This is a genomic window from Lysobacter daejeonensis GH1-9, assembly GCF_000768355.1.
Taxonomy (GTDB): Bacteria; Pseudomonadota; Gammaproteobacteria; order Xanthomonadales; family Xanthomonadaceae; genus Aerolutibacter; species Aerolutibacter daejeonensis.
The window spans coordinates 60045-77782 of sequence record NZ_AVPU01000007.1 but is presented as its reverse complement, the minus strand read 5'-3'; the positions used below and the strand labels follow the sequence as shown (position 1 = coordinate 77782).

Annotated in this window: 14 protein-coding genes; 4 read left to right on the top strand and 10 right to left on the bottom strand. The window is 63.1% G+C overall.

Annotated features, from left to right (window positions below):
- Window positions 1-6: 6 nt before the first annotated feature.
- Window positions 7-1062 (bottom strand): dTDP-glucose 4,6-dehydratase, encoded by a 1056-nt coding sequence (gene rfbB, locus N800_RS06025; RefSeq protein WP_036135920.1) that lies wholly within the window; start codon window positions 1060-1062, stop codon window positions 7-9.
- Window positions 1063-1237: 175 nt separating this feature from the next.
- Between rfbB and N800_RS06020 the strand changes: the two genes are divergently transcribed.
- The 4 genes from N800_RS06020 to N800_RS06005 all read left to right on the top strand — a co-directional run bounded on the left by N800_RS06020 (window position 1238) and on the right by N800_RS06005 (window position 4968).
- Window positions 1238-1984, top strand: a complete 747-nt coding sequence (locus tag N800_RS06020; protein WP_036135918.1) for an electron transfer flavoprotein subunit beta/FixA family protein — start codon at window positions 1238-1240, stop codon at window positions 1982-1984.
- 17 nt (window positions 1985-2001) lie between these two features.
- Window positions 2002-2946, top strand: coding sequence for an electron transfer flavoprotein subunit alpha/FixB family protein (locus N800_RS06015; RefSeq protein WP_036135915.1), 945 nt, complete (start codon window positions 2002-2004; stop codon window positions 2944-2946).
- A 195-nt stretch (window positions 2947-3141) separates the two neighbouring features.
- Entirely contained in the window at window positions 3142-4131 is a 990-nt protein-coding gene (locus N800_RS15265; protein WP_052107968.1) for a class I SAM-dependent methyltransferase, read from the top strand.
- A gap of 66 nt (window positions 4132-4197) precedes the next feature.
- On the top strand, window positions 4198-4968 hold the full coding sequence (locus tag N800_RS06005; RefSeq protein ID WP_036135913.1) for a methyltransferase domain-containing protein: 771 nt from the start codon (window positions 4198-4200) through the stop codon (window positions 4966-4968).
- On the opposite strand, the gene N800_RS06000 is transcribed toward N800_RS06005, so the two are convergent.
- From N800_RS06000 to N800_RS05960, 9 genes are read right to left on the bottom strand one after another with little or no spacing between them, the layout of a single operon-like run.
- On the bottom strand, window positions 4952-6778 hold the full coding sequence (locus N800_RS06000) for a hypothetical protein (protein ID WP_156962888.1): 1827 nt from the start codon (window positions 6776-6778) through the stop codon (window positions 4952-4954). The two genes, N800_RS06005 and N800_RS06000, sit on opposite strands and share 17 nt — an antisense overlap.
- 23 nt (window positions 6779-6801) lie before the next feature.
- On the bottom strand, window positions 6802-8082 hold the full coding sequence (locus N800_RS05995; RefSeq protein WP_036135907.1) for a glycosyltransferase family 2 protein: 1281 nt from the start codon (window positions 8080-8082) through the stop codon (window positions 6802-6804).
- 23 nt (window positions 8083-8105) lie between these two features.
- Complete coding sequence (locus N800_RS05990; RefSeq protein WP_036135903.1) at window positions 8106-9098, bottom strand: lysylphosphatidylglycerol synthase transmembrane domain-containing protein; 993 nt, start codon at window positions 9096-9098, stop codon at window positions 8106-8108.
- Complete coding sequence (locus N800_RS15595) at window positions 9095-10396, bottom strand: glycosyltransferase (RefSeq protein WP_198032480.1); 1302 nt, start codon at window positions 10394-10396, stop codon at window positions 9095-9097. Before N800_RS15595 ends, N800_RS05990 begins: the two co-directional genes overlap by 4 nt.
- A 4-nt stretch (window positions 10397-10400) precedes the next feature.
- The gene (wecB, locus tag N800_RS05980) at window positions 10401-11510 is read right to left on the bottom strand and encodes a non-hydrolyzing UDP-N-acetylglucosamine 2-epimerase (protein ID WP_036135898.1); all 1110 of its coding nucleotides are present in this window, start codon (window positions 11508-11510) and stop codon (window positions 10401-10403) included.
- On the bottom strand, window positions 11507-12592 hold the full coding sequence (locus tag N800_RS05975) for a glycosyltransferase family 4 protein (RefSeq protein WP_036135896.1): 1086 nt from the start codon (window positions 12590-12592) through the stop codon (window positions 11507-11509). The genes wecB and N800_RS05975 overlap by 4 nt, the downstream gene beginning before the upstream one ends.
- Window positions 12582-15608, bottom strand: a complete 3027-nt coding sequence (locus N800_RS05970) for a polysaccharide pyruvyl transferase family protein (RefSeq protein ID WP_156962886.1) — start codon at window positions 15606-15608, stop codon at window positions 12582-12584. The genes N800_RS05975 and N800_RS05970 overlap by 11 nt, the downstream gene beginning before the upstream one ends.
- Complete coding sequence (locus tag N800_RS05965) at window positions 15605-16897, bottom strand: ABC transporter ATP-binding protein (RefSeq protein ID WP_036135891.1); 1293 nt, start codon at window positions 16895-16897, stop codon at window positions 15605-15607. Before N800_RS05965 ends, N800_RS05970 begins: the two co-directional genes overlap by 4 nt.
- Window positions 16887-17714, bottom strand: coding sequence for an ABC transporter permease (locus N800_RS05960; RefSeq protein ID WP_036135888.1), 828 nt, complete (start codon window positions 17712-17714; stop codon window positions 16887-16889). Before N800_RS05960 ends, N800_RS05965 begins: the two co-directional genes overlap by 11 nt.
- Window positions 17715-17738: the final 24 nt, after the last annotated feature.

Sequence of the window (17738 nt, the reverse complement as noted above, 5' to 3'; positions counted from 1 at the left end):
GCGCGGTCACGCCGCGCCCCCGATGCGTTCCAGGCGATAGCTGCCGTCCAGCACACGCTGCACCCACGGCTGGTTATCCAGGTACCAGTCAACGGTGCGGGCGATGCCTTCCTCGAAGGTCACCGACGGCGACCAGCCCAGTTCGTTGTGCAGCTTGCTGGCGTCGATGGCGTAGCGACGATCATGACCGGGGCGGTCCTTGACGTAGGTGATCAGCGATTCACGCGCACGGCCATCGGCCAAAGGGCGGCGCTGGTCGAGCAGCGCGCAGATGGCCTTCACTACGGTGATGTTGGTGCGCTCGGCGTCGCCGCCCACGTTGTAGGTCTCACCCACGCACCCCGCCTCCAGCACGCGGCGGATAGCCGCGCAGTGGTCGCCCACGTACAGCCAGTCGCGTACGTTCAGGCCGTCGCCGTACACCGGCAGCGGCTCGCCGGCCAGCGCCTTGGCGGTCACCAACGGGATCAGCTTCTCGGGGAACTGGTACGGGCCGTAGTTGTTGCTGCAGTTGGTGGTCAACACCGGCAGTCCGTAGGTGTGGTGGAAGGCGCGCACCAGATGGTCGGAGGCGGCCTTCGACGCCGAGTACGGCGAATTGGGCGCGTATGGGGTGGTCTCGGTGAACTTGCCGGTGTCACCCAGCGTGCCGTACACCTCATCGGTGGACACGTGCAGGAAACGGAACGTATCGCGCACCGGCGCGTCCAGCGACTTCCAGTAATCGCGGGTCTTCTCCAGCAGTGCCAAGGTGCCGACCACATTGGTCTGGACAAACGCCGCCGGACCGTCGATGGAGCGGTCGACGTGGCTCTCGGCGGCGAAGTTGATCACCGCCCCGGGCCGATGCTCGCGCAGCAGGCGCTCGACCAGCGCCGCGTCGCCGATGTCGCCTTGGACGAAGGCATGACGGGGGTTATCGGCGATGGTGGCCAGGGTGTCCAGGTTGCCTGCGTAGGTCAGGGCATCGAGGTTGACCACCTTCACGCCCGCCCGGATAGCCTCCAGCACAAAGTTGCCGCCAATGAAACCGGCGCCGCCGGTGACTAGCCACGTTGCCATGCTGCTCCAGAATTCCGCTGATGCGACCGATCATTGTAGCTTTGGCGTCCCCTCCGGTTCGGAGACTCTTTCCGCGCCCATGCGCTAAGGTATGGAGATCAACGGAAACTATCACAACCGGCTAAAATGGGCGGTTCATGGCTCCCGGCCCTCTCCCACCAGGAATTCCCGCACGATGAAGATCCTCGTTGGCTACAAGCGCGTGGTGGACTACAACGTCCGCATCCAGGTCAAGCCGGACGGCTCCGGCGTGGTCACCGACGGCGTCAAGCTGTCGGCCAACCCGTTCGACGAGATTGCGTTGGAAGAGGCCCTGCGCCTGCGCGACAAGGGCATCGCCACTGAGGTCGTGGTCGCCACCATCGCCCCTGCCGACGCCCAGGCCCACCTGCGCAACGGCCTGGCCATGGGTGCCAACCGCGCCATCCACGTGGTCGCCGATGGACCGCTACAGTCACTGACCGCCGCCCGTGCCCTGCTCAAGTTGGTCGAAAAGGAGCAGCCGGACCTGGTGATCCTCGGCAAGCAGGCGATCGACGACGACGCCAACCAGACCGGCCAGATGCTGGCCACCCTGTGGGGGCGCCCGCAGGCCACCTTCGCCAGCAAGCTCGAGGTCGCCGACGGCAAGGCCACGGTGACCCGCGAGGTCGACGCTGGCCTGGAGACGCTGGAAGTGGACCTGCCGGCCGTGGTCACCACCGACCTGCGCCTGAACGAGCCGCGCTTCATCAAGCTGCCCGACATCATGAAGGCCAAGAGCAAGCCGATGGAGACCATCGCGTTCGCCGACCTCGGCGTGCAGGAAGGCGACGGCCTTAAGACCACGCACTACGCCCCGCCGGCCAAGCGCAGCAAGGGCGTCATGGTGAAGGATGCGGCCGAACTGGTCGCGGCACTGAAGGCCAAGGGCCTGCTCTGAGTTCGAGGAATTACGACATGTCCAACGTCCTGATCGTCGCCGAGCACCTCGACGGCAAGCTCAACCCCTCCACCGCCAAGTGCGTGTCCGCCGCCAAAGCCCTGAACCCCGCCGCCATCGACATCGTGGTGCTGGCCGCCGACCCGGCGACCATCGCCGCCGACGCCGCCATGATCGACAGCGTGCGAAGGGTGCTGACGGTAACCAACCCCGCCAACGCCAACGCCATCGCCCAGGTGCAGGCGCCGCAGGTGGCCGCGCTGGCCGCCGGCTACAGCCACGTCTTCGGTCCCTCCACCACCTTCGGCAAGGACCTGATGCCGTGCGTGGCCGCCCTGCTGGGCGTCTCGCAGGTGTCGGACGTGATGGCCGTGGAAGGCAGCCACACGTTCAAGCGCCCGATCTACGCGGGCAACGCGATCGTCACCGTCGAGGCCCCGGCCAACGCACCGGTGGTCGCCACCGTGCGTACGGCGTCCTGGCCCGAAGCCAACAAGGGCGGCAATGCCGCGATTGAACCGGCGTCACCGGACGCATCCCTGCCCGCCCACACCCGCTATGTCGGGCTCGCCGCCGGCAAGTCGGACCGCCCGGACCTGCAGAGCGCCAAGCGCGTGGTTTCCGGTGGTCGTGGCGTCGGCTCGGCCGAGAACTTCAAGATCATTTACGACCTGGCCGACAAGCTGGGCGCCGCCGTGGGCGCCTCGCGTGCCGCGGTGGATGCCGGTTACGTGCCCAATGAGCTGCAAGTCGGCCAGACCGGCAAGATCATCGCGCCGGAGCTGTATGTCGCAGTCGGCATCTCGGGCGCGATCCAACACCTGACTGGCATCAAGGATGCAGGCACGATCGTGGCGATCAACAAGGATGGCGATGCACCAATTTTCGAGATTGCGGATATCGGGCTGGTTGGCGATTTGTTTGCGCTGTTGCCGGAGTTGCAGGACGCGCTCAGTGCCTGACCCAGGCGTCTACTGTTGAAGATGAAACGGCGCCGTTACGGCGCCGTTTTCATTCATGGGCCGGTCGCCGTCTGGACCCCGCTGGTGTCCACCTGAACAACATGACGAACTGTTATAAGCTTCGAGGCATCCCCGTGGTCGGCGCCTGGTGTCAGGCAAGGAACGGCGGATGCACCAGGAGAGCAGGCTTAGAACATGAACCAGCAAGAATTGGCTTCCGCGCTGGCCAAGCGCTATGGAATCAGCACGGAGTTCTGCTCCCGTTACATCGCCGACAACCGGCTCGCCCACGCTCCCACTGTTGACGTGAATTCGTTTCTTGGTGGCCTGGGAGAAACTCAGCGCCTATACCTCGATTACGCCCTGTCGACAAACCAACGAGGTGAGTCCGTGCGTCGCCAGTTCGACGTCGGGCCCCGCGCACCGCATCAGCGGGTCCTGGACATCGGATGCGGCCAAGGGGGAGCCATTCGGGCGTTTTCCGCTGCCGGCCGGGACGCGATTGGCATCGAGATTGACCCGACGCTGGCCGAGTACGCCCGTCTCAATCTCGGCCCGCAAGGCGACCGCATCAAATGCCTGGATGTACTCACGTGCAACCTGGATGAGCTGGGAACGTTCGACCTGATCCTGTGCAGCGACGTGATAGAGCATGTCGGCGATCCCGACGCCATGGTCGCGATCGCCGCCCGACTGCTTCGCCCGGGCGGCACGTTTGTGCTCCAGGTGCCGAACAAAGACAGCATTCACCAGGTAATCGCGGATGGGCACTTCCGCATTGCCGGCCTCACCTTGCTCAGCCGGCAGGAAGGCAGAGAGCTCAAGCGCCAGCTGCAAGGCTGGGATGACCCCTATGAACACATGGGTGAACATCTGCCTTCGGCGCATTATGTGGCTCGCATGAGATCCAGCGGCCTGGAGGTTTCCCTGGAACCAGGCGCCAGCGACCCTTCACGTGCGCTTTCAACGTTCGGCGAAGCGTGCGGGAAGATTGACTACCTTCTCGCCCACGGCTCCCTGTCGTGGTTCACTCGGCGGGAGTTGTCGCGCGCATTCTCGGACTATGGGCAGCGCTTCCTTGCCGCGTATGGCGCAGCCTCGATCCTCGGCGATATGACGGACTTTGCACACCACTTCGTTGAGCCAACGTGGACGTTCAAGGCCCGAAAGCCTGCGCTTGGTTGAACCGGGCCCCCCGCCGCACGACATGAATGTCCTGCGGAGTCAGACACTGCCAGCAAGGGTGAGAATGTGACTGAAGTCGCACAACACAATCGTGAGGTCGAGGCCAATCTGGAGGCTTGGCATGCCAAGCCCCTGCTTTGGCGCGTCTACCGCGACATGCACGAGGAAATCGCCAAGGAACTGGCAAGTGTCCCTGGACTGACCGCGGAAATCGGCTCTGGGATTGGCAACATCAAGGAGGTCATCCCCGACTGCCTTCGCACCGACCTGTTCCCCAACCCATGGCTTGACCAGACAGAAAACGCGTATGCGCTCTCATTCGCTGACCAGTCTGTCGCGAACCTCATCCTGTTTGATGTCTTCCACCACCTGAGATATCCCGGCACCGCACTGCGCGAACTCGCACGTGTACTTGTGCCCGGCGGTCGCGTTCTCATCTACGAGCCCGCCATGGGCCTGCTCGGTCGCGCAGTGTTCGGCCTGTTCCATCACGAGCCCATCGCGCTCGGCGAAAGGATCAGCTGGCTTGCCCCCGACGGCTGGACTCCGAATGACGTGGACTATTACGCCGCGCAAGGCAATGCGTCCAGGATATTCACACGCTCGGCAATGACAGAGCCTGTCGAAGGCCTGGAGCAGATTGCACTGAAGCGCTTCGCACAGTTGTCCTATGTTGCGTCAGGTGGTTACTCCAAGCGCCAGTTGTATCCCGACAACGCGTATCCGGCCATGCGGTCGTTGGACCGCATGCTGGATGCGTTTCCTTGGCTATTTTCCACGCGAATGCTGGCAGTGCTGCAGAAGCCCCTGGCCAGCAGCACTACTGGGCCTCGGTGAACCGTACCGAGGTCTGAGCGGCATTTCCCCAGCCAGGCCCCTTGTCGGGACGCAGCGCTTCAACCCGGATGCGCACGGCCTGCCTCGTGCCCGCCGCCACCGGGATCCGCTGGCGCCACCAACCCGACCCTGCCTCGGCTGCGACATCGTGCCTGCGCACTGTTGCATCCCCGATCTCCACAACCTGAAACATGCGGTCAAGGAATCCACCCGGTGCGTAACGGTCCTCAACCTCCAGCGTTACCTCGCCGCCATCGCCCAAGGCAGCAAGCTGGCAACGAAGCTCCGCATATTCGCCGGGCTCGGGATCGGAGTGCTCGACGGCGAACATGAATCCTGAAGGCCCGGCCGACAGTACCCGGCCACCCTCCAACTGACAATCTGCAACGGCATGCGGCAACCGTACCCGGTATTGACGCTTGCCCGCCGTCACCCAGGCGGCATCCTGGGCGCGAACCCATTCATTCAGGCGATCAAGTCCGGTGGTCGCCCCCAAGAGCAGAAGCCCTGACGCAAGTGCGACGATGCCAGTGCCACGCAGCGACGCTCGCGAGTGATGCAGTCGCGCGGCCGCCACGCCTATCGCCAAGGCCTCCAGGACAAACACCACCAGGAAGAACCGGGCCTGGACCGCCACGACGAAATGGATTCCGACCTTGAGCAGGACCGCAATCGCGATGGCCATCAGCGCCCGATCACGCGTCTTGAACCCAAGATACGCAGCTCCCAGGAACAACGCGTGCAAGAGGATGGACGCGTAAAGGACGGGCTTCGACGAAACCTGCCCTAGGCGCGCGGCCGATGCGGCCTCGACTGGACTCCGGCCGCCCGTAACCCCGTCGTCGGCGGCGAACGCCCAATACTGCAGTGTCCCATCCCGTGTGGTCGCGGTGTCCAGCACTGCACCGGCGCGGCGCACCAGGTGAAAGAATGGCCGCGCGCGAATCTCTTCAATTGCCAACCGGCCCGCCTCTGCGCGGACACGCTCGGCGTCGCCCGACAATGCGGGCTCCCGCCAGGCGATGAAGTCGTCGTGGGCGATCCAGCCGAAGCCCGCACCGGGCACATAGGATCCCAACATTGAAGACCCGCCGTGTCGGGACGCCAACGAGAAATCGCCGGTCGCAATCTGTCGCTGGCTGGCCACTCCCAGCATCAGTACCAGCGCGACACCCGAGAACAGGACTAATGAACGCACGGCCGGCGGATGGCGCACGGGCCATGCCGCCAGCAATGCAAGCGGCAACAGCGCCACCAGCATCTCCTGCCGGACATACAGCGCCACGCACCAGAGCAAGGCACTCCATACCGGATAACCACGACCCTCCCCGCAGGCGTTCCGAACTGCCAGGCTGGCCAATGCCAGTGTCGGCAGCTGCACCCAGTTGTCCTGGGCCACCACACCCGAAAACACGACAAGGGATGGCAACAGGGTCAGGATCCCCGCCACCAGCAGACGTGACCACAAGGGCAACACCCCACGCAGCACCAGCAGCGGGATCAACGGCAGCATTGCCAGGACTGTAGCGGTAACCACCCTCGCAACCGTCGCGTCGTCAGCGCCCGACAGTGCCAGGGGAATCGACAGGAACGTTGGGGTCCCCGCGCTGAAGAAGTTCCAGTACCAGCCGGGCGCGAACGGCCCGTGCTCCGCCAGATCGGAGGCAAAGGTCACGATCCCCAGGAAATCGGAGATCAGCGGCGTCGGATGCAGGAGCGGCAACCAGAGGTGGGTGACCAGCGATGCCACCAGAATCCCGAACGCAGCGACGATCTCCCTGGGCTGACGCAGTGCCGGAGATGTGCGCATGGAGTCCACCGCGCCTGGGGTGCTCATATGAACTTGAGCTTGCGGCTTGCGAACACCAGCATTACCAGGAGCAGCGCACCGTGGCGCCAACGAGAAATGTTTGTCTCGCCATATGTCCGCTCGCGATAGGTGATGGGCACTTCAATCACCTTCAGCCCCATTCGCGATGCGCCGAAGATTAGGTCAAAGTCGCCAAACGGGTCGAACTCCCCGAAATACGACCGGTTCCTCGCAAGTCGCTGGTAATTCTCACGGGTAAGCACCTTTGTGCCACAAAGCGTGTCCTTGAAGCGCTGTCCCAGCACGAAAGAGAAGGCCGCTGCGAAGAACTTGTTGCCCAGCATGTTCAGGAAGCGCATGGCCTCCTTCTCCATTGGATACACCAACCGGGAGCCGTTGATGAACTCCGCCTTCCCGCTGACGAGGGCGTCATAGAACTTCGGAAGGTCCTCTGGCGGGACGGTGAGGTCGGCATCCAGGATCATCAGGATGTCCTTGGACGCCATGGCAAACCCCTTCCTCACCGCGTCGCCCTTGCCCTTTCCATCCTGTTTTCCAATCACGATATTGCGATGCGGGTTGTCCTTCTGTGCCTGGACGATGCGATCCCAGGTATCGTCGGAAGAACCGCCTTCGATGAAGATCAGTTCATCATCGGGCCCCATGTTCTTCACCCGACGGACGATGTTGTCGATGTTGCCGGCCTCGTTCCGCGCGGCAACCACCACCGACACCGAGGGGCGCGAAGTGGTGCGCTCGACGCGTGCCGGCCGCGCCACGTAAACATTGACGAGCGCCAGGGCACGAAGGCCGGGAAGTGGCGCCAGATAACGGTTGACCACCGAGGACAGTAGCGGGATGTACATCGGCAACAGCACCCGGCTATCGCGCCTGACCAACTCGAAATCCGTGAGACGCAGGAAATTGGCGATATCCGCGTCGGCCAGCCAGTTGGACTCAAGCGTCTTGCGACGCAGGCCCAGCATGGTCGCCAGCTGGATGAACGGCCGCCACAACGCACTGTAGGTCACGACCAGCAGTCGGGTGTCCTCCCGCAACGAAGTCCGGATGCCGGCCAGATAGCCTTGGATGTCTGCTTCATAATGCAGGTTTCCATTCAGGATGACGTAGTCGGCGGTGGAGCCCCCCCCCGCGTCGCGCAGCTGCGCACTGCTCACGGACTCCGTGGAGCCGAGGATCTCCTGCAACTCTCCAGAAACCGCGTCGACTTCGATGACGCGATCGCTCGGTCGCGCATAGAGCCTCAGGTAGGTCGACAGCAGCCGGTAGAAATAATTCCTCACGCACCTACTCCTTGAAAGACAAATCAATCGATCGCCGGCGCCGCATGATGCCTGCGACGGGAGTGCCATACAAAAATGCCAGGCACGGTTATCAGGGCGTTGGCGAATCCAAACAGCAGTGACGTTGCCAAGGCAGCTTCCTTCGGCACCCCAGCCGCTGCGAGGCCCGCGACCATGGCCCCTTCCCGAACGCCCCAACCGTTCACGGAAATTGGAAGCAACGAGACAAACACGGCCAACGCAGTAACGGCAAGCAGCGACAAGTATTGCGTCTGCACGCCAAGGCCCGCCGCAATCATATGCACGCCCAAGATCATCAGGCAGTAGATCGCGATGCTGATGGCGAATGCCTTGGTGGACTCGACCGATGCGATGTTGCTGCGCAGGGCAAGCAACAAGTCGATCATCTTGCGCCGCTTTCCGGAGCCGGCATATCGGTTCAGGATACCTATCCGGTGCAATGAAAGGATCGTGCAGATGCCGACGATCGTGGCCAACACCAATAGCAGGGCAAACAGCTTGAGCACGCTGGGCAATTCTGCCCAGATGAAGGGAAGGCCAAGCGCCAGCACCAGCACCACGCTCACCACGCCCACCAGGCGATCCAGCGCCAGGGACTGCACGGCATGGGCAAGCCTTGCGCGTCGATGCATAAAGTATGCAAGCCGGGCTGCATCCACCCCGATTCCCGCAGGCAGGAACTGCCCCACGAACAACGCCGAGTATGTTGCCTTTGCATAGAAGCCAAGGGGGAGGTCGATGCCCGAGGCGCGGGCCGCGAAGCTCCAACGCCACGCCGACAGGATGACGGTCGGCGCCATGACGAGCAGGCCCAGCAGCAGGTACCGTGCATCGGCATGGGCCACCGCACGGGTCATGCTGCCCCAGTCAACCCAGACGGCCAGGGCGACGATCATCCCGATGGATATCAGCAGCTTCAGCAGCTCGCCGGCGTACGACCTTCGGGCATGGACCTGGGCCGGATATTCACCTGCCTGGGAGGTGTCATTCTTCACGTCGAGGACCTCGCTTTCGCAGACCCGCCTTGGGCTCGGACAATTTCCTGGCAGAGCATCGTGAGCACCTTCCCCCGGCTCTGCCACGAATGCTCCGCCGCCCCGTCCGCGTTCAGGTCAAGGCCGGCATGCAGCATCCGCGACTGGCTTCTGGCTGCAAGCTCCCCGAGCATCGCACTGATCGCAGGGACGCTGCTGTCGCATTGCCAGCCCCTCCGCAACTCCCCTTCCAGCCAAGCCCCGACAGGATCGCCCGCACCCTGCCGGATATACAGGATCGGACGCTGGCTGCCGAGGTATTCGTATACCTTTCCAGGCGTCTGTACCGGGTCCGCATTGCCAAGGCACACCAGCACGTCGCTGCGCCGTTGCGCCAACAGCGCCTGCTCGTGGGAAAGCTCACCAAGCAGGCGGAAAGACCCAGGGTGTCGGCTGGCAAACGACTCCAACAGGGTCGCGCTCGAGTTTGTCGCCACCTCAAGCACAATCCCCGGCGTGCGCGCGACGGCTTCAAACAGGCTCCTTCCATCACGGAACGGATAGAACCTTCCGGTGTACAGGAGCGTCAGCGGCCCCGCTGCATCCGGGCATGGCGTTTGCGGCGGAGGCGTGGCATCGAAACCTTGCGGAATGACCTCGATGCGCGCGTGTGGTCCATGTCGTCGAGCGAGCAGGTCCCTGGTGGTCGCATTGGTTACGACGAGTGCATCGGCATGGGCATGGATATCGCGTTCCAGCGCGAACGATCTGCGCTTCCATCGCCCTGGCGTGTAGGCCGATAGCACTGGATCGCCCAGGTCGGCGATCCAGGCAACCCCTTGCAGGCGGCACCGCAACCACAGCATGGGACTGACTGCCGGCTCGTGGGACGTAATGACCAGGTCCGGCCTGTTGGCCTGCAGCCATGCTCGAAGAGCGCGTTCGGCCGGCTTCAACCAGGCGTAACGCACGTCAGGAAATACCGTCGCGCCCAACCCACGCTTGATCCACTCGTTGACGGTGCCGCGCCAATTCCGGGACGTTGGACGGCTCGCGCCAGCGCCAACGGATCGCGATCCCACCAGACGCAAGTGCCTTCCCACTCTCACGGCCCAGGAATGCAGGCTGGCAGGTGCGACGCTGATCACAGTCGCACCAGGCGCCGCCTCCCGCACATTCCCCGGGTGTCCCGGCAGGGCCGCACACAGCACGGTCAACTCGTGACCAGCTGCCAGCAATTGGCGCGTCAAGTAATGCCAGCGCAACGCCTGGGGCGACTCCAGTGGAGGGTAGTCGTGCGCAATCAACAGAATCTGCATGGATTCAGGCGGCCAAGCCTTCGCGGAGTATCGCCACGATTCGGCGTGACGCCTGGCCATCGCCGTAAGGCGAGCCCCCCCGCGCCATGTGCGCATATGCGTCGTCATCGGTCAGCAGCAAGCTGGCGTTCCTGACAATAGCGTCACGGTCGGGCCCCACGAGACGCACGACGCCTTCGGTTACGGCCTCGGGACGCTCGGTCTCCCGCCGCATCACGAGCACGGGCTTGCCCAACGCAGGTGCTTCCTCCTGAACTCCCCCGGAATCGCTGAGGATCAGGTGCGCTCGCTTCATCGCTGCGACAAAGGGGAGGTAGTCCAACGGCTGGCTGAGCGTAATGGCGGGATGACCCGCCAGAATCTCGTTGACCGTGTTCACCACGTTGGGATTTGGATGGACCGGATACAGCACGTGAATATCGCCATGCCGCTCGACCAGGTCGCGCACGGCAAGGCATATTCCCCGCAGTGGCTCCCCGAAGTTCTCGCGGCGGTGCGAGGTCACCAGAACGAGTTTCTTGCCGACGGGGATGTCCACGCCCATGTCAAGCTCACGCGATGCAACCGCCATCAACGCGTCGATAACCGTGTTTCCGGTGACATGGACGTCAGCCGCCGGGTAGCCCTCGCGAATCAAGTTCTGCTGCGCACTCGTCGTAGGAGCGAAATGCCAGCGCGACAACCTGCCCGCCACCACCCGGTTCATCTCCTCGGGGAAAGGATTCCTGATATCACCGGTACGTAGTCCCGCCTCAACGTGGCCCACTGGAATGCCACGGTAGAAGGCAGCCATGGCGACGGCCATCACGGTTGTGGTGTCCCCCTGGACCAGAACGGCATCGAACTGACGCGCTTCGAAGACCCCGTCCATCCCATGCAGGATCCTGGCCGTCAGCTCGGTCAGCGACTGGTTCGGCCGCATGAGGTTCAGGTCGATGTCCGTACTGATCGCGAATGCGGCCATGACCTGGTCGAGCATCTGCCGGTGCTGCGCGGTGGCCAGCACGGTGACCTCCGCCCATGGCTCCGCACGGAGGGCAAGGATCACGGGCGCCATCTTGATGGCTTCTGGCCTGGTGCCTACGACAATCAGAATCTTCTTCTTGTTGCTCACAACCCCATTTCCTCGCTCACCGCCCACACTGGATCGGCACCGGCCAATCCAAGGTCATGCATCAAGCTGTCCCAATCTGAAAGGAATGCCCCGTCGCTGAACGCCTTGGCACAGCTGGTCATCCGATCGGATGCCGACAGGTAATCGTCAACTATCGCTTCCAGCTTGTCGGCCCCAAGCCCGACCTGCGCTGGCACGTACAGGTGCCTGTCGTCACCGCCAACCAGCTCCGAATGCTCGGGCAAGGCCGACAGCAGCACAGGGACGCCTGCAGCAATACTCTCGGCCGCGGCCAATCCGAACGACTCGCCGAACGACGGGGAGACCATCACCGCCTGCAGCTCGTGCAAGGCACCGAGAAATGCCGAAGTCTGCAGGAAAGGCAACGGAGGCAACTGCAGCACCTTGCCGCGCAGCCCGGCCTTTTCGATCCTGTGCGCCATGTCGTAACCCGGCACCTCGGGACCCACGACAAGGCCAAAGTACCGACCTGGCGTCCGCCGATCGAGCTCAAGGAAAAGCTCTATGAAGCCTTGTGGATTCTTCAGGTCGTCCAGGCGCCCGAAATACAGCAGCGGCTGCTGCTTCCATCCCGGCAATCGCGGGGCGGCCTTGCCCTGATGGGGCGACACGCAATTGCGAAGCAGGCGGATACGCAACCCCAGTTCGGGATGCTCTTCGCGCACCAGTTTCTCGAAGGTCATCGAGGGAACCGTGACTTGAGCGATCTCGTCCGGCAGTTGAGCGAGATAGCTCCGGGCCGCTGCGTACGGGGTATGGCACTCCATTACCCACTTGGTGATGTCGGTCAGGCGCGCTGGGAGCAGTGCAGGAGAGTCGATGGCGAACACGACGTCGTACCGCGCCGGATCGAAGCGCGGCGTGACGCGCAACCGGTCGTCCAAGCCCAGGTCGACGATCGTCCTTTGAAATGCGGCAAGGCCCCCGCCGTCGGATCCATAATAAACCTCGATCTCGACGTCCCGCCCGTGGGCCGCGAAGGCGTGCGCACGATTGAGGAAGACGCGCTCCACTCCGCCATAAGTCGCCCATTGGTAGGCAAAACAGACCTTACGAGCCATACATCCCCCGAAGCCCATCGGCATCCACGAGCCTGAGCATCGAATCAAACCGGGCTTCCCACGTCGTCTGCTCCAAGCATCGCTCCATGGCCTCGTAGTCCGGCTGGATTTCCAGTTGGGCCTGGCAAGCTTCCACAAACGCCCCAAGGCCCTCTACGACACTCACGCCAGGAAGGTCGGCAAGGTGCGGAATGCCGGTGCACACGGTGGGCAAACCGAGGTAAATGTACTCATAGACCTTGATGGGATCGATGGCCACTGCAAGCGGACCCGGCCTGAACGGCGCGAGGCCCGCGTGCCAGTGTCGCGCATGCTTCCACAGATCAGATGGTGGAACCTTTCCCAACAGCGTCAGATTGGGCACCTGGCTCGCGGCGTCCCGCACCCACTGGGGTTCGCCATAACCGATGATCTCGAACCGGCAGTCCGGGAGCTGCCGGGCGGCATCGAGGACAAGGCCCCAGTCGAACCAAGCATCGGTCAGATGGCCGAAGTAACCAATGCGGAGCTGTTTCCCGTCATTCCTTGCGCCTGCGGCGCAGAACTTGTTGTCGAGTCCGAGCACGGCTGGCGTATAGCCGTTACCGATAACATGCATGTCGCCCCGCAGGTGGCCGAACTTCGCAGTCAATGGCGGCGAAACGGCAGCGACCACGTCTGCCGCCATTACCGCTTCGTGCTCATGGGCCTTGGAGTACCACGGCGCCTGCCCTACTGCATTGAAAGCCTCCCACTCGTCGAGGATGTCATACACCACCGCAAAGCCGCTCCTGCGCACGGCCTGGTGCAGGTTGACCAGCTCAGGCGCGGGAAGCGTCAAGACGTAGATCGAGCTGGGATCCTGGCGCCGCGCAAGCTTCCCAACGTTGTCAATGAGCGAATACAGGTCGATCTGCCAGATGCCCGGATGAACCTGCTGGTTGGATTTCGACAAGCGCTCGTCGCGTGACCACTGCCAGGCCGCAAACAGGACGGTGTAGCCGCGACCGGCGAGGTACTTTGCAAGATTGATCGGACGCTGGTTGGCAAGTTCCTCGAACTCAAATGCGCTCGGCACGATCGCAACCTTCCCCGCAGCGTCGACAAGGGCGATCCAATCGAGGCCAGCGTCGGAAGCCGGGAGTTCCACTTCCTCAGCCACTTTCGCGCGCTGCACGAACCGGTGACGAAGGCTGTCCAGCTTGAGGCGCAAGGGTTGCGGCATAGCCCAGAACGCCGACCTCATTGCGCTATAGGCCAACGCTCGGCGCTCGTGCGCTGGCAACACAAGCAACGCGCGGCCCAAGCGGATCGGGTGCGTCAAACGCCACGTCCAGCTCCCCACGACCTTATCAAGCTCAGCGGAGCGCTCGGCCAGCAACCCCTGCATGCGGTCGCGTTCACGCCCTGCCACGTCATGGTCGGCGCGGAGCTGGGAGACTTCGGACATCAGGGCGTTCGTGACGGTGATGCGCGACTCGATCTCCTTCCTGAGCTCAAGGCACTCACTGGAATAGGCCTCCCGCTCCTGTCGCAACGCCAATTGCTGGCGGTCCTTGCGGTCGAGCTCTTCTCGCAGGCCCGCAACGTCTGCGCGACAGGCATCGACGTCCGCCTGCAACGCATGCAGACGTTCAGCCCCGGTCGCCACTTGCGCACGCAGTGCAGTGAGTTCCGCTTCCTTTGCCGCGACCATGCCTTCGGACAAGGCCACTGCGCGCTCTGCAGTACTGACGGCAAGCTCGTGCTGTCGCATTGCACCAGCAAGCGCGGTCACCTGGCCTTCAGATCGCGCGAGTTGGGCCACGAGGGCCGCTTCACGGCGAGCGAACGCACGCTGCGCCGTGCTGTCGCTCCACGTGCCAACCCAATCAAACCTGTCGCTGGACCAGCGCCTCGAGGATTCACGTCCGCGCACGGAATCGATCGCGGAATGCAGCAAGACTTTGTGCGCGAGCGCCGCCGCCTCCAACTCGAATATCCGCTCCATCGAAACAAGTGGACGATCGGTCTCCAGCAGCGTGCGCATGCCATTTCGCCACGCTTCCGGCGGCGCCGACGGCATCAACCTCAGCGACTCCGGCAAGCCGGACATTTCGGAGACGCGACTCATCTTGGGGTCGTACTCGATGCATAGCGCCGGACGTCCCAGTTTCAACGCCAGGATCTGGGCATGAAGCCGCATGCACACGAGGCGATCGCAGCCCGCCAGCACAGCCACCATGTCGTCAGGATCTGGTGAGGCTGCCACCTCGTGCTCATACTCGCCCAAGCGGGCCATCAGCGAACGGGCAAGGACCATATCCGCGCTTGACGCGCCCTCCTCCCCTACCTGGAACGGAATCCAGACGAGTCGTTCGTTCTGCGGTGAAGCCGCACTTCTGATCGCGGCAACGAACGCGTCTTCCCAGCCCGGCTGGAACGACCATTCGCGCAATACCAAGCCGAGACGACGGGTGGCGCCGATGCTGCGTTGCCCGCTGCGGTCCACCGGAAACGCCCAGACAGGGTCCGGAGCAACGAGCACGTCATGCCCCACCCCGATCTCGCGCAGGGTGCGATTGGAGACCTCGTCCCTCACGCTGGCGAATGACGCCTTGGAAAAGACGTCCCTGACGATCTCCCTGGGGTGATCGCCATTGAGCGGACCAACGCCCTGTGCCCACAACAGCGTGGGCACCCCCATCTGGTGGGCCATCAATGCCGGACGGGCGTACGCAGAGATGTCGCCAGGCGCGTAGTCGAAAAGCCCCGGCACCGTGAACCCATGGTGGGTCTGGAAGAGGCCTCCGCCTCCCAGAACGAACAGATCTGCGTCGAGCATGCTCTCCGCCGCCGCGCTGAAGTCGAAGGCGTCCACCGCTTCCAGGCCATGGATGCTGCGGGTATGGCGGGGAAACGGACTCAGCGTGGTAACTCGCGCGCCGGCTTCCTCGCACCACCTGGCCAATATGCGCAGGATCAACTCATCGCCGACATTGCCCGCGCCATACCAGCCCGTCGCGAGCACGCGCACATGTTCATCCGAGGTACTCACGAGTTCACTACCCTGGGTACATGGAACACGGGAGACGGCGCGAGCCAACCTGCCCCCGAATGAGGTTGCGAGAGTACGTCGAAATGCCCGGCATAGCTCACCCGGTGCGCCCGACGGTATTCACCGTTCATGATCTGGCCGACACCAATGGCCACGACGTATCGATTGCCTGAGAACGGTGTGCGCAATTCCCACTCATAGTGGTAGACCCCCGGATCAAGAGCGGGCAGTTGGACGCCCATCATCTGGGTGGTGACACTCCACAGCGAAATGCCGTCGACACTCGACAGCTGGATGCCGAAGCACGGCTCTGGCACGACACCATTGACCCGCACGCTGACGCGAACGCGCAGGATCCCAGAGAACGCCACGGTGGAGCATGGCCGGTTCGAAGGATCCGTCAGCGCAACCGACTCCACCATGATCGGGACACTCACCGAAGCGGCATCGTCATCGACCACCACGGCAACCTGCGGCTCATGGCATTCTGGCTCCACGGCAAGGTCCAGCAGTTCGCCACCCTCGTCGAGCACCAGGTCATCGGCATAGGCCTTGACCACGTCGCGGCAATCGCCGTCCATGACCAACGTGCCCTTCTTGAGGAATATGGCGCGGTCGCAGTATTCGATCAGGGCGTTCGTCGAGTGCGTCACCAGGAGGATAGCCACTCCCCGTCGCTGCAACTGGCGAATGCGATCGAGGCATTTTTGCTGGAAAGCGGCGTCGCCTACCGCCAGCGCCTCGTCCACCACCAGGATGTCGGGATCCACATGGATCGCCGTGGCAAACGCGAGACGGACGACCATGCCACTGGAGTACGTCTTGATGGGCTGGTCGATGAAGTCGCCTATGTCGGCGAAGCGCAGGATGTCATCGAACCTCGCGTCGATCTCCTTGGCGCCGAGGCCGAGCACGGCCGCATTCAGGTAGACGTTCTCGCGGCCGGTGAACTCGGGGTTGAAGCCGGACCCCAGTTCAAGCAGCGCTGCGATCCTGCCATTGGTCTCGATCTTCCCTGTTGTCGGCGTCAACGTTCCGCAGATGAGTTGCAGCAGCGTCGACTTGCCCGAGCCGTTGCGGCCAATGATCCCCACGGTCTCTCCCGGAGCGACATGGAAGGACACATCGGTCAGTGCGTGGAAATCGCTGTAGTAGCGCTTGTCGGGCAATCCCAGGATCCGGCGCAATCGCGGCACGACGAACTGCTTCAACCGCGCCCGCGGTGAATCAAACATCAGGTAGTGCTTACCGACGCGATCAACCCGGATGACACTCGCATCAGAGGACATCGGCAAAACCCTTGCGCGTTACCTGGAACCACGCATACCCCATCCACGCCACCAGGCCACCAAGTACCAACGCCATGGTCCAAGCGCCTGGATCGAAACCCTGCCCCCAAATCATGACCTGGCGCGCCTGGGTGATGGTGGTGGTCAGAGGATTCGCGTGCATGATGGGCCAATACTCCTTGGGCAGCGATTCCACTGCATAGAAGATCGGCGACATGAACATCAGCACCGTCGTGAAGATACCCACCGCCTGTCCCACGTCACGGAGATAGACGCCAAGCGATGCGAGCAGCCAACTCAGACCCAGCGTCAACAGCACCAGCGGCGCGAGCACGACGGGAAGCAACAAGGCGGTGACAGGCGGGATGCCAAAATAGCAAAGATAGAAGGCTGTCCAGACCAGCACGCTCACCAGCATGTGGAACAACGCCGACAGGAAGCTGACGACGGCCAGGATCTCCAGCGGGAAGACCACCTTCTTGACGTAGTTGACGTTGTTCAACACCAGGCTTGGAGCACGGTTCACGCATTCCGAGAAGACGCTGTACACCATCAAGCCCGTAAACAGCACCAGCGCGAACTCAGTCTTGGATCCCTGCCCACCGGGCCAGCGCGCCTTGAACACCACCGAAAACACGAACGTGTAAACCGCAAGCATCAACAGCGGGTAGAGGAAAGACCACGCCAGGCCGATGACCGAGCCACGATACCGACCCACGACTTCCCGCCGAGTCAGCGCGACGATGAGTTCCCTGTTGTCGCGCAGCGACCTGACCAGCCCAAGCGGGCTGGCGGCGCGGTGCCGATACTGACTCACTACTTCACTCCTCGATACACGGGC

Bases quoted from the DNA above. Each gene is read 5' to 3' on its own strand.
- rfbB (WP_036135920.1), bottom strand. From the start codon at position 1,062: ATGGCAACGTGGCTAGTCACCGGCGGCGCCGGTTTCATTGGCGGCAAC.
- N800_RS06020 (WP_036135918.1), top strand. From the start codon at position 1,238: ATGAAGATCCTCGTTGGCTACAAGCGCGTGGTGGACTACAACGTCCGC.
- N800_RS06015 (WP_036135915.1), top strand. From the start codon at position 2,002: ATGTCCAACGTCCTGATCGTCGCCGAGCACCTCGACGGCAAGCTCAAC.
- N800_RS15265 (WP_052107968.1), top strand. From the start codon at position 3,142: ATGAACCAGCAAGAATTGGCTTCCGCGCTGGCCAAGCGCTATGGAATC.
- N800_RS06000 (WP_156962888.1), bottom strand. From the start codon at position 6,778: ATGCGCACATCTCCGGCACTGCGTCAGCCCAGGGAGATCGTCGCTGCG.
- N800_RS15595 (WP_198032480.1), bottom strand. From the start codon at position 10,396: ATGCAGATTCTGTTGATTGCGCACGACTACCCTCCACTGGAGTCGCCC.
- N800_RS05975 (WP_036135896.1), bottom strand. From the start codon at position 12,592: ATGGCTCGTAAGGTCTGTTTTGCCTACCAATGGGCGACTTATGGCGGA.
- N800_RS05965 (WP_036135891.1), bottom strand. From the start codon at position 16,897: ATGTCCTCTGATGCGAGTGTCATCCGGGTTGATCGCGTCGGTAAGCAC.